Annotated in this window: 12 protein-coding genes; 7 read left to right on the top strand and 5 right to left on the bottom strand. The window is 43.8% G+C overall.

All coding sequences use genetic code 11. The features are described from left to right. Positions 1-98 precede the first annotated feature (98 nt). Positions 99-1,862: a vWA domain-containing protein gene (locus tag WJR50_RS22580; RefSeq protein ID WP_341295599.1), complete on the bottom strand. Its 1,764-nt coding sequence runs from the start codon at positions 1,860-1,862 to the stop codon at positions 99-101. Positions 1,863-2,015: 153 nt separating this feature from the next. Between WJR50_RS22580 and WJR50_RS22575 the strand changes: the two genes are divergently transcribed. The 5 genes from WJR50_RS22575 to WJR50_RS22555 all read left to right on the top strand — a co-directional run bounded on the left by WJR50_RS22575 (position 2,016) and on the right by WJR50_RS22555 (position 7,746). Next, positions 2,016-2,951, top strand: a complete 936-nt coding sequence (locus tag WJR50_RS22575) for a hypothetical protein (protein ID WP_341295598.1) — start codon at positions 2,016-2,018, stop codon at positions 2,949-2,951. Next, positions 2,944-3,582: a hypothetical protein gene (locus WJR50_RS22570; protein ID WP_341295597.1), complete on the top strand. Its 639-nt coding sequence runs from the start codon at positions 2,944-2,946 to the stop codon at positions 3,580-3,582. Before WJR50_RS22575 ends, WJR50_RS22570 begins: the two co-directional genes overlap by 8 nt. Positions 3,583-3,696: 114 nt before the next feature. Beyond that, positions 3,697-4,200 (top strand): OsmC family protein, encoded by a 504-nt coding sequence (locus WJR50_RS22565; RefSeq protein WP_341295596.1) that lies wholly within the window; start codon positions 3,697-3,699, stop codon positions 4,198-4,200. A gap of 325 nt (positions 4,201-4,525) precedes the next feature. Next, on the top strand, positions 4,526-5,698 hold the full coding sequence (locus WJR50_RS22560; protein WP_341295595.1) for a helix-turn-helix domain-containing protein: 1,173 nt from the start codon (positions 4,526-4,528) through the stop codon (positions 5,696-5,698). Positions 5,699-5,799: 101 nt separating this feature from the next. Then, positions 5,800-7,746 (top strand): pyrroloquinoline quinone-dependent dehydrogenase, encoded by a 1,947-nt coding sequence (locus tag WJR50_RS22555; protein WP_341295594.1) that lies wholly within the window; start codon positions 5,800-5,802, stop codon positions 7,744-7,746. Positions 7,747-7,973: 227 nt separating this feature from the next. Here the strand turns inward: WJR50_RS22555 and WJR50_RS22550 are convergent, their stop codons facing one another. After that, positions 7,974-8,582, bottom strand: coding sequence for a TspO/MBR family protein (locus WJR50_RS22550; protein ID WP_341295593.1), 609 nt, complete (start codon positions 8,580-8,582; stop codon positions 7,974-7,976). 692 nt (positions 8,583-9,274) lie between these two features. Between WJR50_RS22550 and WJR50_RS22545 the strand changes: the two genes are divergently transcribed. After that, complete coding sequence (locus tag WJR50_RS22545; protein WP_341295592.1) at positions 9,275-10,168, top strand: dioxygenase family protein; 894 nt, start codon at positions 9,275-9,277, stop codon at positions 10,166-10,168. 200 nt (positions 10,169-10,368) lie between these two features. Here WJR50_RS22545 and WJR50_RS22540 read toward each other — a convergent pair whose 3' ends face one another. Together WJR50_RS22540 and WJR50_RS22535 are read right to left on the bottom strand one after the other, a co-directional pair. Next, complete coding sequence (locus WJR50_RS22540) at positions 10,369-10,962, bottom strand: dihydrofolate reductase family protein (RefSeq protein ID WP_341295591.1); 594 nt, start codon at positions 10,960-10,962, stop codon at positions 10,369-10,371. Positions 10,963-11,128: 166 nt separating this feature from the next. Continuing rightward, complete coding sequence (locus tag WJR50_RS22535) at positions 11,129-11,767, bottom strand: DNA polymerase ligase N-terminal domain-containing protein (RefSeq protein ID WP_341295590.1); 639 nt, start codon at positions 11,765-11,767, stop codon at positions 11,129-11,131. 277 nt (positions 11,768-12,044) lie between these two features. On the opposite strand from WJR50_RS22535, the gene WJR50_RS22530 reads away from it, so the two are divergent. Beyond that, complete coding sequence (locus WJR50_RS22530) at positions 12,045-13,367, top strand: hypothetical protein (RefSeq protein WP_341295589.1); 1,323 nt, start codon at positions 12,045-12,047, stop codon at positions 13,365-13,367. A gap of 73 nt (positions 13,368-13,440) precedes the next feature. Here the strand turns inward: WJR50_RS22530 and WJR50_RS22525 are convergent, their stop codons facing one another. Further along, positions 13,441-14,805: a sialidase family protein gene (locus WJR50_RS22525; protein ID WP_341295588.1), complete on the bottom strand. Its 1,365-nt coding sequence runs from the start codon at positions 14,803-14,805 to the stop codon at positions 13,441-13,443. Positions 14,806-14,965 lie beyond the last annotated feature (160 nt).

The following is a 14,965-nucleotide window of genomic DNA, read 5'->3' as shown; positions in this document are numbered from 1 at the left end:
TTCAGTCAAAAAGGTAAAACGATGCAAATCACCCTGAGACTGAAAGCTTTTTACTTTATATCACTGTATTTCTGCGCCACCCAGTTACATCAACCTGCTTATTGATCCAGCAATGAGGCTGCCTTTACCAACTGGACAAACTCGCGTTTCTCTTCATCTTTTGAATGCATTGTACCTTCTACCATTTGTATCACTTCATCATAAGTGAGGCTCCCCTTGTACTGAGAATCACGGAGCAGCATGCCGAAACCAGCTACTGCATTAGCAAAACGAAAATTATAGCTAGGCACTCCAGGATACTGTTCCTGTATCACCAACTGAGTGATCAATTGACTTTTGTCACTATCAATAGGCTTGTAGCGCAGTTTGAAAGACAATAACTCTTTAGAATTGGCTAAGGTGGTGGTCTGGCTTTGCTGATATCTCAGGGAGGCATCTACTGTAGCTTTTTCATCCAGGCTGGCTGGTACAATTTCATAAAGTGCGGTGACAGTATGCCCTGCTCCCAATTCTCCAGCATCTTTCAAATCATTATCAAAATCCTCCCTCGCCAGACTCCGGTTTTCATAACCGATCAGACGATAAGCTTTTACCTGAGTGGGATTAAACTCCAGCTGAATTTTTACGTCTTTGGCAATGGTAAAGAGATTAGCCCTCATTTCACGAACAAAAACTTTCTGGGCTTCCTTTATATTATCAATGTAGAAGTAATTGCCATTTCCAGCATTACTGATTTGCTCCATGCGTCCATCCTTATAATTACCCATCCCAAATCCACAGATGGTAAGGTAGATACCCGATTTACGTTTTTTCTCTATCATCCTTACCAGTTCGGAGGTGGATGATGTCCCTACATTAAAATCACCATCGGTTGCGAGAATTACCCGGTTATTTCCTTTCGGAATCAGATTTTTCTCGGCAATGTGATAAGCCAAAGCAATGCCCTCACCCCCAGCAGTTGAGCCTCCGGCTTCAAGATGATCAATGGCCTTCAGGATTTTATCTTTTTGATAGGCTGGGGTAGCGGGAAGTACCAGGCCAGAGGCTCCGGCATACACTACAATGGATATCTTATCCTGCACTCCTAATGCATCAAGCAGAAGGTGAAGGGAGCGCTTGACCAAGGGCAGTTTATTGGGTTCATCCATAGAGCCAGATACATCCAGGAGCAAGACCAGATTGCTGGGCTTAAGGTTTTCATAATCCAGCGTCTTTCCCTGAATCCCAATATGTAGCAACTGGTTTTCAACATTCCATGGACAAGAACCCAGCTCAGTATAAATTGAAAAAGGATGCTCTCCCTCAGGCTGAGGATAATCATACTGAAAATAGTTAATCATTTCTTCAATGCGCACCACATCTTTAGGCGGCAGCTGATGGAATTGGGTAATGAAACGACGGGTATTGCTGTAAGAAGCCTGATCTACATCAATGGAAAAAGTAGAGATAGGCTGCTGCCATACCTGCTGAAATTCGTTTTCATAAATACGATCGTATTCTTCGGTATTAAACTCCTGTATTTTAGTTTCAGGTTCAACATGAAGGAAAATATGCTCTTCCTGAGGCGCTCCCTCAAAGACCATTTCTTCAATTTGTGTTTCCTCTTCAATCTCAATGTCCATTTCAAAATCAAGATCTGCCGGAGGCTCATTAGGGTCAGTATAATCTTCCTGCTGAGTAGAAGGTGCAGGTACAACCTCAAAATCTTCATCATTTTCAATAGGTCCTTTCTGTGCATGCTGCTGGGTAGGCTGGCAGGCCACGATTAGCAGTAAAAGCAGTATAAATATGACAACACTGCTGCTCATCCAAACTAAAAATCGTATTATCACTTTCAGGGAATTTTCTTTGACTTTAGACATAGCTTTAGGAATTTGGTAATGTACTGAACTTAAAAATTGCTATGCTCTGTAAGAAAAAAGGAAGCGGTAAAGTCTTTGTAAATTATTTTACAAGCAGAATAAGCATTTTACAAAGGCCTAAATCGCCCATTATGGTTATTATTTACAGCGTATATGTCTGAAACCGAACTCACATATTTCCAACTGCTGAAGCGAGAGATCGCTGAGCAACTGCGGACTGCCTTTCCGGAGGTGGATAAGGAAATTGAGGAATGGAAAGGGAAGGAAATCCGCTATCTGCAGGAAGACCTGATCCGCAGTGTCAATGGGCGAGTCAGTGAAAAGTGGTTTTATACCCATATCAAATCCGAACATGAGCACTTACCCAGAATTGATATGCTGGATCTGCTGTGTCAGTACGTAGGCTTCAGGAACTGGGAGCATTTTAAAACTGAAAAGAAATCCTTTTCCCTGCCAGGCAGTATCCCGAAAAAGTTGAGCATTCGTCCGCTCTGGATTGGGATCACCCTGGCAATTGTTTTGATGGGAGTATTTTATCTCAATGCCAGACAGCCCGAACATTATCAATTTTGCTTTGTCAATGCCTACAATCAGCAGCCAATACTGGATGCCAGCCTGAATATCATCATTCTGCATAACAACGAATCGCCCTACAGAATGCTGGCTGGAGATGAGGGCTGTATTCAATTCAGCAGTGATCAGGAAGAAGTGCAGTTTATCGTCAAAGGACCTTACTACCACACCGACACTATTGTACGAAAACTCAATAAACAGCAGGCGCATGAATTGATTCCGCTCAAGACCAACGATTATGCCTGGATGATCAGGGTGTTTTCAAATGCAAATGTGGAGGACTGGAAACTACGCAGGGCTCAGCTGGACAGCATGATTAGTGAAGAGGCACGTATCTACCAGATTTTTGATCATGAACAGCTGGGCATGGAGATGTATAATAAGTGGGACTTTATCAACAAGCTTACGATGCCGGTACAAAGCCTGAGCAATATTGAGATACTGGATATGCAGTATGTAGGAGATAAGATCAAAACCCTGAGGTTTAAGCAAATTCAAGCCAAGAATCATGAATAAATCAAAATATAAAAGACGGAATGTAAGGGCATGTTTCCCCTTGCTGTTGATGGCTTTGCTGTTTTTCTTTGCTGCTTGTGCCAGCACCCATCGTGAAAAAATGCTGGAAGAAAGCCTGGAAGCTGAAGAAAATGGATTGCTCTATGAAGAACTGCAAGCCCGATTTATGGCTGAACAGCCTACCGCTGAAGAACTGAAGGCCTTTGAGGTGAGAGCTATACAGAAACTTAAGGACTTTTACGACTACCTCAATCTGTTGCATCAGCCATCGCTGGACAGCGTCTTTCAGCAACATGCAGAGCGTCAACTAAAAAGTCTGTTCGTAGACAGCACAGTTAGCATCACTGTTGGTGAGCAGGACAGTCAGAGACTACAGGACTTATTAAATGAACTTAAGGAAGGCGTTCCCACTACTGAAATATACAGCCTTCAAAATGTTGAAGTAGCAGAAGCTCTTCATGCGTTTGAAGCAAATCAGTATATTGGCACCTTATCCTTTGAGCAGATTATTGATCATGAGAATACTACCTCCCAGGCTAGGCAGGCTCACTTTGTAGTCAAAAAAGTACCCAAACAGTTTGGGCAAGAGCAGGAATGGATTTGGGAAGTACTCCTGAGTGGAATAGAATAGTAAAGTTTGAAATACCTTATGAAAGGTTGAAGTAATACTGCATATTGATTTTTCTAAATTGAAGGCATTATTATCAACATTGACTTTCTATTCACAATCTAAGTCTTTTCAAACATGGATATTCAAAAGTTAAAAGCTATTCAGCAACCATTAAAGGAGAAGTACAAAGCTTCGCCCGAAGCAGCGCTGATTACCCTGAAAGCTAAAGCCAGACTAGGGGAAGGAATTAGCTGCAAAGTTGAAACCGGTAAAGCAATGGTGGAAGCAGGCTTGCACCCTGCCACCGGAGGGGATGGCTTGTCAGCCTGTTCCGGTGATATGCTGCTGGAAGCTCTGGCTGCCTGTGCGGGAGTTACACTCAAAGCGGTGGCTACTGCCATTAACTTTGACCTGCAAGATGCTAGCGTGTTTGCCGAAGGTACGCTGGACTTTAGAGGAACTCTCTCGGTGGATAAAGAAGCTCCGGTTGGATTTAAAAATATAACGCTGAGGTTTGAGCTTATTACCGATGAAACTGACGAAAAAATTCAAACTTTACTCAAGCTTACTGAGCGTTACTGTGTGATCTATCAAACCCTAGCCCAGGGTACAGATCTAAAAGTAGAGCTTGTTCAGTAATTTTATTGGTTGTTCTACTACTACTTTAGTAAAAGAGGATAAACAACTGAAAAACAGCATTTTGAATGTCAGTAGCTAAGTAATACTTGAAGTAAAGTTTTGGAACATATAATTAAGTAGTCATTCAAGACAAATTACAATTTCTGTTGCGCATTCGTAACACTTTGCAAACGCGTTCCTGATTTATTGATTATTGTAATTTAATTTGGTCGGGTATTTAAGTTCAATCCAGCAAAAATTGTCATACATAAAGCACCTATGTTAAGTACTGGTTCTTCAATCTAAATTCCGCTAAATTGCTATCCATAAGCTTTGATTGAATAATATGCCTGAACCTTTTCTAGACTGGCTTGGAGTGATTAACCTTTTGGGTGTAGTACAGGGACTGTTCCTTTCTGTCATTTTCTTTACGCTTAAAAAAGGCAATCAGCGGGCAAATCGTCAGCTGGGTATCAACCTCTTTATTCTGGCATTCATTGTCTTAGAAATTTTCCTGAGCTACAGTGGATACATTCAGTATTTTCCTTTTCTGATCAATCTGGAAGAGCCTGCCGTCTTCCTCCTGGGACCGCTCACCTACTTCTACACCCTCAGCCTGCTCAGACCTGACTTCAGGTTCAGCATAAAAAAACATAGCATTCACTTACTTCCTGCCCTGGCTCAGTTTATTGGGCGTATCCCATTTTACCTTCAGTCAAATGCTTACAAAATTCAGGACACTGCCGGGGCTTATCACAAACCCATAGCAGAATGGATACCTGCGGAGAAGATCTGGTATTTTCCCGAGTACGAATTTCTGGTAAGTTTCTGGCTGGATGTAGTTACCCTCAGCTTCATGTTCCCTTATTTACTGTATAGCATATGGCTGATTTATCGTTATGCCAGAAAGCAGGATGAATCCTTGTGGAATTTATCTGATCAATCGTTACGCTGGCTAACCCGTATACTGGCTTCATTTACTCTATTAATGCTGCTCGTAGCTGTGTTCTCATTCACTTCTGAAGATGATCTGGGTGATATCTATATTTCCCTGAGTTGCTCCTGTATTTTTTACGGGCTTAGCTTTTACCTCATTAGTCATTTGCAGGAGTTCGGGACGGAAAAGCAGTCCGGGAAAAAGTATGAGAGATCTGTGCTGGATAGGGAGATGACAGAAGATATTGTCCATAAACTGGAAAAAGCCATAAAGCATGATAAAGTGTATCTTAACAGTGAGCTTACTTTGCCAGTACTGGCAGATCAGTTGAAAGTTTCTCATCACCACCTCTCACAGGTAATTAATGAACAGTTTGACCTTAACTTTTCAGATTTCGTCAATAAGCACCGGGTAGAGGAGATGAAAAACCGCCTGACTGAGCCTGCTTACCAGCACTACAAAATAGAGCAGATTGCCTTTGATACCGGCTTCAATTCCAAATCCACATTTCAATCTGCGTTTAAAAAGTTTACCGGCCTCACCCCTTCTCAGTACCGCAAAAATATGCTCAATCAGGCCTGACAGGTTCAAAATTATAATTTTGGACGTCCATATTATAGGAAAGGACCATCTATGGTTTGGTAACCTTTACTTTAGCCTGCACAACCCAAATACATTGAAACATGAAAAAAGGACTATTACTATGGATTTGCTTCGTCGCAGTTCTATTGCCTAAGCTACAGGCTCAGCAAAATAAGCAGGGATATCATGATTGGCCTGCTTATGGAAATGACCCGGGCGGCATGCGCCATGCTGCGTCTACGCAAATTACACCTGAAAATGTACAGCAACTCAAGGTGGCCTGGTCTTACCGCACCGGAGAGCTTGAGCAATACAAAAATAATCATGCCGCTGAAAAAGCCGCCTTTGAAGCCACGCCTATTATGATTGATGGCACCCTTTATCTGAGTACACCCAGCAATATAGTGATCGCCATTGATGCCGTAACAGGAACTGAGAAATGGGTGTATGACCCTAAAGTAAATCTGAAAGATGACTTTTCAGAAATCACTTCCCGTGGCGTTTCTACCTGGCCCGGTCCAGGCGTTAATTCTGATGGTTTAGAAAGAAAAATATATGTCGCCACTATTGATGGCCGACTGATTGCTCTTTCTGCCGATATCGGAAAACCTGTCAAGGACTTTGGTAACAAAGGTACAGTTGACCTGAGAGCAGGCATTGGTGAAATCAGTGTCACTTCTCCCCCCGCCATCATCGGAAATACCCTAGTCATCGGCTCTTCTATGGGCGATAATCAGCGCCTGGACTATGAAAGAGGCGTAGTCCGTGCCTATGATGTACTGACTGGCAATCTGCTCTGGAGCTGGGACCCTATTCCACGAAAAGAAAGTGATCCGGGCTATGAGACCTGGGAGGGAGAAAAATCGGCTCAGGCCGGTGCCGCTAATGCTTGGTCTATCCTTTCTGCAGATCCTGAGAGAAATCTGGTCTTCATTCCTACCACCAGCCCCAGTCCTGACTATTACGGTGGTGAGCGCAAAGGGCAGAATTTACACGCCAATTCTATCGTTGCCCTCAATGCTTCCAGTGGAGAAATCGTTTGGAGCTTTCAAACCGTACACCACGATGTGTGGGACTATGATAATGCCGCCCAGCCTGCCCTGATTACAGTTGAACGAGATGGCCAAGAGGTTCCGGCAGTAGCGGTAGGCACCAAAATGGGACACATTTTTCTACTCCACAGAGAAACTGGCGAACCTCTCTTTCCGGTAGAAGAACGTGCAGTACCTCAATCGGATATACCGGGAGAAGAAACTTATCCTACGCAGCCTTTTCCGGTGCTGCCCTTACCCATCGGCCCGCAAAAAGCAAGTGTAGAAGATGCCTGGGGACTTACAGCAGAAGATAAAGAAATAGCCAGACAGCGCATAGCTTCCTTGCGCAATGAAGGCACCTTTACCCCGCCCAGCTTTCAGGGTACTATGGTGGCTCCTTCTAATGCCGGAGGTGTGCATTGGGGAGGCGTTTCTTACGATCCACAGCGGCACCTACTCATCACCAATATAAACCGACTCATCGCCATCATTAGGCTGATTCCGAGAGAGAGGCTGGCTGAACTGGAAAGCCAGAATGAAGCCTTACTAAGAGCCGAAACCGGCCGCCAGGAAGGTACTCCATACGTTTTGAAAAGAGAATACCTTTTTAGTAGGGATGAAACAGGGATTAAGATGCAAAGCAAGCCTCCCTGGGGAACGCTGCTGGCAATTGATATGCAAAGCGGAGAACTCAAATGGGAAGTACCTCTGGGCGTAATGTACGATCCGCAAAAGTATCCTGATGCGGTAAATTGGGGGGCGATCAATTTCGGAGGAGCTTTGACAACTGCCAGCGGCTTAACTTTTGTGGCCGCTACCGTAGATGGTTTTTTTAGAGCCTTTGATACGGAAAACGGCAAATTGCTGTGGCAAGACCAACTTCCTGCCGGAGGACAGGCCACACCGATGTCGTATGAAATCAATGGCAAGCAATATGTTGTGATTTCTGCGGGAGGGCATGGCAAACTGGGCACTACCCTTGGTGATTATGTAATTGCCTATAGTCTGGAGTAGATTTCAGCGTTTATTTTAATTTTCTTTTAAGGAAACAAGAAGAACATATAGCCCATTATTAATTGTCATTTCGGAGTGCATCCCTCGTGGAACGACCATCGTGGAGCGACCATCGTGGAGCGACGGAGAAATCCTTACTATTCCCCAACTCTATGACTTTCGTAATGGTTAAGATCCTTCCGTTGCTCCACGATGGTTGCACTCCGGGATGACTCATTCAATTTCTGTTACTTCTTCTTCAAAAATTTCTTTTCTACCGGTTTGGAAACTTTAAGCGGTGCTTTGGTGCCAAACAGAGGGTCAGGGTTATACAATGCCTGAAACCAGCTCAGTGAACTGGCAAAGCCCGTCCAGAGGGTCAGTGGGATATAAGAAATAGCAAGGTCTTTATCTGTACTCTTAGCTGCCAGTTGCAGGCTGCGAGCAGCAATAATTGCATCTCCTTTAGTCCAAAGCAAAGCCAGAATAGGACTTTTCAATCGGAAATACACGATGCCAAAAGTCAGATAATCTATCCAATGCATGGCCTGCAAATTCAGAAGCTCCTGCCGATAAGGGAAGTGTTTACGGGTATTGAGCAGGCGTCGTCCTGCCCAGACCAAACAAATGCTATTGATGAGCCAGGCAGGTCCAAAAACCCAGGCGGGAGGAGACCATTGGGGCTTAACTTCATCTTTATAAAATTCTTCGGTATCATCATCAGAAGGTTTACTGGAAAGCCTGCCCAAAACGGAGACAGCAATCAGAAACAAGCCAGCCTGCCACCATTTGATTCTGGAAGGACCATGACTGGTTTTTTGCTTGATAAAATTGAGGATGAGCTTACTCTTTTTCATGTTGAATGTGCTTAGTTTAAAAAATCTAAGTGTGGATATGTACAAGGGTAAACTACCCAAACCTATGGTTTTGTTTTGGGAAAATGCAGGATAAAGCATATTATGAAAATGACTGCTTATTTTCTACCATTGAGTGTTGCTTCATACAACGCAAAAGAAAAAAATCATCTTTATAGCAGATCATACATTGCCACCATTTTGAGGGGTAGAATGTACAGGCCACTAATAATACTGTTATTATGGCTTTACAAAGGTTTTTGAAAAGTGAGCACAATGGAAAAATCTTCCGCGAAAGTTGCAAGACACTGGGAGGCAAGGGGAAATGTCTTGTAAAAATGATAACTTATATGGAAAGGCTTACCCAGTTCTTTGGCAAAGTTACAAGATACTGAGCAGCGCTTCTCAATCTTTTGGAAAAGTTACGGAACACTGAGAAAGACTTCTCAGCCTCTTGTAAAAGTTACAAGACACTGAGCAGTGCTTCTCAATGTCTTGGAAAAGCTACAAGCCATTGCGCTCAGTTTCTCAGCCTTCTGGAAAATTTTCCATTCATTTTCTTATCCATTCCGGCTTAATCTGTGCGAACTTCTTTGTAAATTATATCTATCATAAGCTTCCCCAAGCTTCATAAAGACTTTCCCTAAGTGAAGCAGATAAGCAAAAAAGTCCATGACTAAACCATAACCTAAGTGATGAAAAGAAGAGCTTTTACCAAACTGGCCACATTAAGTGCGGTAGCGGTCAGCACCAGTGGTTTCCTCCGTTTTAATGGAAAAACCTTTGAGGGCGATTGTGAAACCACTACTGACATACTTGGTCCATTTTACCGTCCCGACAGTCCGGTGCGTAACAATCTGGTCATAGAAAGTGAGCCGGGAGACTTGGTTGAGTTATCAGGGGTGGTGAGACATAAGGATTGCAGCACCCTTTATCAGGGAGCCAAAGTAGAGTTATGGCATTGCTCATCTGATGAAGTGTACGATAATGATTCGGACGAATTCCGCTACCGGGGGACTACTTTCTGCGATGCAGAGGGTCGCTATAGCTTTACTACCCAAATGCCGGTGCCCTATGATGCCGGAGGGGGAAGGTACAGACCCGCGCATTTTCATTTGCTCATTTCTGCACCCAACTACCAGAGCCTGATCACCCAGATCTACTTTACAGGTGATCCCTATCTGGAAAAGGACAGTTCTTCAGCTTCTCCCAAGGCTAGCGGTAGAATACTCAAAGTACAAGAGAGTGAGGGCATGAAAAAAGTAGTATTTGACATCAATATGAATGATAAGTTAATGGCTTCAACTGCCGCCATTGCCAAAATTGTGGGTAGGTATGTACAAAAGCCGGGTGGAGGTCAGACCTTCGTCTTTTTTGAGAAAAACAGAGCGTTGTGGATGGAAAATGAAGTATACGGTTTAAAGTTTGACTATATCGGAAACAACACCTTTAGCGTACCGGGCTTACCTACCGGCTCATCTGTTTTGTTTCACTTTGATTTGAAAAAAGAGGGGGAAATACAATTAACCTTAAATCAGACCATGGAGGATGGCGTAAAACATAAAAGTGTGTTTATCAAAATTGCTTAGTAAAATTCTGCCTAAGCAGTATTTACTTGATCACTCCTCTTAAGTGTAACATTTTCTTCCACAGTTGTACTTAATAGCAAATTTAAACTTTCTAAATTTGGTTTATCACTTATCTATATATCATGTTATAATTAAGACGCGATTACTTAACAATATTCACGATTTTTGCTTTTTGTCATCAAGTTCTTCTTAATAATTTTTTAACCTCCAACAGTGCCTGTCCTTACTTCTCCAGCTCGTTCATAATGGGCAAGAATTACTCCGGTAGATGTAAGCGTACTTTCTATTAAAGTAAATGCTGCTGGCATTGTCTTATCGTCAAACATTTTTTTTCCTTTACCCAGCGTCAAGGGGTGAATTTTGAGCCTGAGTTCGTCTACAAGCTCATGCTTAAATAGCAATTGAATGAGTTCACTACTACCCCACACCTGAATGTCTGAACCTTTTGTATCTTTGAGCTTTCTGATATCCGCTACGCTGTTGATTAATACAGTATTTTTCCAATCCGACTCTTTCCTGGTATTAGACAGCACGTATTTTGTTCCCTCATTGATTCCCGGCCAAAAGTTTGCATGATGGGGCCAGTAGTTTTCCCATATCTCAAATGTTTTTCTGCCCAAAAGATAATCTGCGGGTTGCAGTTCGTTTTGCACTGCCCTATCGTAAATTTCGTCACCATAAGGTGCTGTCCAACCACCATATCTGAAACCGCCTGATGTATCTTCTTTCGGCCCACCCGGTGCCTGCATTACTCCATCCAGGCTAATCATAGATAGAACAATTATCTTTCTCATACGATTGTCGTTTTGCTTACAAGACAAATTTCACCAACAATTTCAATGTCATAGCAGTGTGAATGCGACAATATCAGTGGCTGATCACGACAAGTATAGGTCATCCTATCTTGACAGTTGAAGTTATCAATCTTAATGTGTTCAGCATACCTTTTATCATCCACTATTAAGCACCTCCTTGCTGGGCACTTCCGTGCTGGGCATCTCCCCCAACGGAATTTGCGTGCTGGGCAATCTCTTCCATTGTTCTGCCGCTGCTGGCACTACGGGTTTCGGTTTTGACGGGATCGTAATCTGGATTGGCGTACTCGTCTTTCATTTTGGTGAGCAGCCAGTTGCCGGCCATTCGCCCGTTTTTCATTTTGATCATCGCAAAGCCTCCATGTAGCTTTGTGCCTTCCAGAAAGACTTCTACCGTTCCCTGCGCATAACTTTCTTCCAGCGATAGCGGATTGCCTTCTTTATCGGTTTTGAGATTGTTGAAACTTCCATTGTCCCAGATCATGACTGTGCCTCCACCATAATGTCCCTTAGGAATGGTGCCCTCAAACCAGGCATAATCCATGGGATGATCTTCGGTAGGAATGGCCATCCGCTTGACAGATGGGTCATTGCTGGGACCTTTGGGCACCGCCCAGGATTTGAGTGTTCCTCCTATCTCTAATCTGAAATCATAATGCAAAGTAGAAGCAGCATGTTTCTGAATGACAAAGATAGGCAGCTCCCCTTCTTTTTTCAGCGTGTTTCCCTGGGGTTCTTTAGTATGTTCAAAATCCCGCTTGGCAAGGTATTCATTGTGGTCCATAACAGATAAATAATATTAGGAATACTTTGTTTTCTGCAGCGCTTCTGCTAGTCGTATCCCTTTCGTTGCGCAACGAATATACCTACTACAAGGTAGATGATTACTCTCTTATCGGTATTTATCCCTGGCAGCAGACCAAATACTTTTGTAAAGAAATTTTATTTACGCTTTGCCCACAGATGATGTATTTCAGTCTGATGATGCAAAGGATAAAACCTCAGCTTAGAGGCTTATGCGTTCCAAATTGTTTTTATTTCATTAACCCAACCTAGACATCATGAACCAGCAAGTGTGCAAGGGCGAATCTGCTTTATCGCCATCAACATTTTTTTTGAAAAAGGAAGACCAAACCAATTTCATCTCTCTGATCCATTGGATAAGAGATGGCAAATACCTGCATAAGCTTTATCTGCTTGTTTTTATGGCTTTGTCAGTTATTTTAGGTAGCTGCGAAGAAGATGAGGAAGTTGCCCCTCAGCAGCCCGAACCACAGCCGACAGAACCAGTAGAAGCAAAGTTCAGCGGTACAATAAAAGCTGCTCCCGGTCAGACTGTGGCAGGCACCTATGTGTTAGCTTGTTTCAATAACGATTGTGAGGACGATAAAAGTAAGTTTGTACAGATAGAAGAGGGACAGGGCAACGCTACTTTTGAGATTAAAGATTTGGCCAGTGGCAAATACAGTTTACTCGCCTGGAAAGATAACAATGCCAATATGGACCTGGATGCTGGCGATGCTGTAGGCATACTGTCTAGCGACGGTGAGGAAGCAGACTTAGTCGCTCCTCCTAAAGCAGATATTATCCTTGAGATTGATGTGCTCACTGATTCCGACGGAAATCCAGTAGATGAAGGTAGCATTAGCGGCACCATCACTGCTCCTTTGCAATATGATGTATCGGGCGCGGTAGTGATTGCCTGTCAATGGGATGGTGAAGCGTGCATGGAATCGACTTCTCAGGTGGTGGAAGTAAGCGCTCAGGGCACTTATCAGTTTTCTGATTTGGCCCCGGAACAGTACTTTATCATTGCCTGGAAGGATGAGAATGGCAACGGGCAAGTAGATGAAGGAGATCTTTATGGCATGCATAGCAGTAATGGAAGTACTGCTTCAGTATTACCTCCTTCAGACAATATTAATGTTGCCATGGCTGTGGTAGGATCGCAAAATGGACCTGTAGGAAGTGTTCCTGGCGAACTCAGTGGCGAATGGATCAATGGATCGGCCAGTGCAGTAGACTACTACAACCCCAGTACAGGAGGTTGGGCGCCGCCTAGTGGAAGCGGTATGTATCTCAAGTTATACGAAGACGGAAGCTTTGACCTCAGCACAATGTTGCAGGTCACGAACTATAATTGCACCAGCCAGGTCACCACTTTTTATAAGGGTACGGCGGTGTTTGATGAAAATGATGTTACCTTGGAACCTTCCTATACCCGACAGAGATACAACAGCAATTGCTATTCACATCTCAACTACGATAAAGAAGTTCCCAATTCACCTTTTCCTTTTAAGTGGAGATTAGAAGATAATGAAGGTCAACCTGCATTAGTTTTGGTATGGCCTGATGGGTCAGAAAGTTACTTTTCTCGCCCTTGAAGTTTCAAAGAAAAGCCCGGTTGACTACTCATCGGGCTTTTTAATGAAGAACAGTAGAGTTTCTTCTGTAAGTCTATTCTCCCTTCTTTACCCAATCAGCATCCACGCTCACGTATTTGATGGTTTTAGCTTCTTCTTCCTGATCACGATGGTGGAAGCTGTAGATGATGTGGATGCGTCCGTCTTTGCCCTGTATGATGGCTGGATAATGGCTTTGGGTAGCCTGATCTCCTCGTGTATCATTTTCCAGATGCCGTACATACGGCCAACTTTTTCCTTCATCTTCCGAGAGCGCCAGTGCCAGGCTGTGCCGACCATCTTCAGTGTCATTGTACACCATCAGCCAGTCTCCGTTCTGTAAAGTTACTCCATCAAAACCTGCTCCCGGATTAGGCAATTTTGCATCTCGGGGAATAGACCAGCTTTCGGCACTGTCGGTAGAAACTGTGTATTGCATGCGATAAGGCTCCGGCCCATTGTCGCGCAGATAAGCAACCAGCGTACCATCTTTTTTCTTCAAAATGGTGGGCTGAATCCCAATACCTCCTACTACCGGATTACTGGAATGCCAGTGCTCACCCTGATCGTCACTGTAGGCAAAAATGGAACATTCCAGTCCATCAGAATACAAAGGAACGATGATTCTTTCTCCCATCAGCAAAGGCTTGTTCTTGGTCTGCCAGCCAAGACGGCGGGAGAGCGGATATCCCAGATCCGCAGATGTATATTCCTCCCCTTCATAAATTCTTCCCCCTCTCACCATATTTCTACCTCTTGCCAGACTATCCCGCATCACTTTAAGCGCTTCCCAGGCAAGAAGCTGTTCTTCTGCTTTTTCCTGTGGCAATTGCGTTAAGATAGAATCCTTGAAGTACTGCTCATACTCTTCTGTCTGCGCATGCACCGCAGCCACAAAGCGATCGTTAGGCTGTATACCTCTCTCGGTTTTATCCCCAGGTTTCATCAGGAGATCGTCCTGCCAGTTCCACTCAGGCGCAGCATCGCCTTCCGGATTTTCACTGATCCGGTATTTGAGCAAGGATGTTTCCCACTGGTTGGCCAACACAGTATACCACATGAGCCAGAGGCGGTTCTGCTGATCTATAAATATCATGGGATTGATGTCCGGAAATTCGGGTACATCGGCCATCACAAAAGTCTCTGACCACTCCTCCGCTCCTACTTTCAGACGGGCACCCATGATGCGCACATCATCGGCCCAACGCTCGCCTGAACCCTGAAACCAGGCAGCCAGCAGATCGCCATTAGGAAGTTCTACGATTGTAGGCCCGTGTACATGCTGGGGTTGATTAGGGAAAATGATAGATTCGGTTTTAGCTGTGTTTTCTACCTTAGAAGAAGTTTGCGGGTTTTCATGTTCACAACCTAAACAAAAGAATGTCAGCAGAATGATGGAAAAATTTAGTTTTGTCTTCATGAAAAAAGATTTTTTCCTCAGAGTTCTCTGTGAGTAACTCTGAGTAGGATGAACGCCCCTCGCTGGGCGTTTCCGTTGCACTCAATCGTGCGCAAGTCAGAGTACTAGAAAAATGCACGTACTCCAAACAAGGCATTCACTTTGTACTCTGACGCGTGCA

Origin of the sequence: Catalinimonas locisalis (assembly GCF_038039535.1) — a bacterium.
GTDB lineage: Bacteria > Bacteroidota > Bacteroidia > Cytophagales > Cyclobacteriaceae > Catalinimonas.
The sequence above is the reverse complement of the archived record's forward strand: the minus strand, read 5'-3'. Positions and strand labels throughout refer to the sequence as shown.

Coding starts and splice junctions, on each gene's coding strand:
- WJR50_RS22565 (WP_341295596.1), top strand. CDS start 3,697: ATGGATATTCAAAAGTTAAAAGCTATTCAGCAACCATTAAAGGAGAAG.
- WJR50_RS22545 (WP_341295592.1), top strand. CDS start 9,275: ATGAAAAGAAGAGCTTTTACCAAACTGGCCACATTAAGTGCGGTAGCG.
- WJR50_RS22550 (WP_341295593.1), bottom strand. CDS start 8,582: ATGAAAAAGAGTAAGCTCATCCTCAATTTTATCAAGCAAAAAACCAGT.
- WJR50_RS22535 (WP_341295590.1), bottom strand. CDS start 11,767: ATGGACCACAATGAATACCTTGCCAAGCGGGATTTTGAACATACTAAA.
- WJR50_RS22540 (WP_341295591.1), bottom strand. CDS start 10,962: ATGAGAAAGATAATTGTTCTATCTATGATTAGCCTGGATGGAGTAATG.
- WJR50_RS22580 (WP_341295599.1), bottom strand. CDS start 1,862: ATGTCTAAAGTCAAAGAAAATTCCCTGAAAGTGATAATACGATTTTTA.
- WJR50_RS22555 (WP_341295594.1), top strand. CDS start 5,800: ATGAAAAAAGGACTATTACTATGGATTTGCTTCGTCGCAGTTCTATTG.
- WJR50_RS22575 (WP_341295598.1), top strand. CDS start 2,016: ATGTCTGAAACCGAACTCACATATTTCCAACTGCTGAAGCGAGAGATC.
- WJR50_RS22570 (WP_341295597.1), top strand. CDS start 2,944: ATGAATAAATCAAAATATAAAAGACGGAATGTAAGGGCATGTTTCCCC.
- WJR50_RS22525 (WP_341295588.1), bottom strand. CDS start 14,805: ATGAAGACAAAACTAAATTTTTCCATCATTCTGCTGACATTCTTTTGT.
- WJR50_RS22530 (WP_341295589.1), top strand. CDS start 12,045: ATGAACCAGCAAGTGTGCAAGGGCGAATCTGCTTTATCGCCATCAACA.
- WJR50_RS22560 (WP_341295595.1), top strand. CDS start 4,526: ATGCCTGAACCTTTTCTAGACTGGCTTGGAGTGATTAACCTTTTGGGT.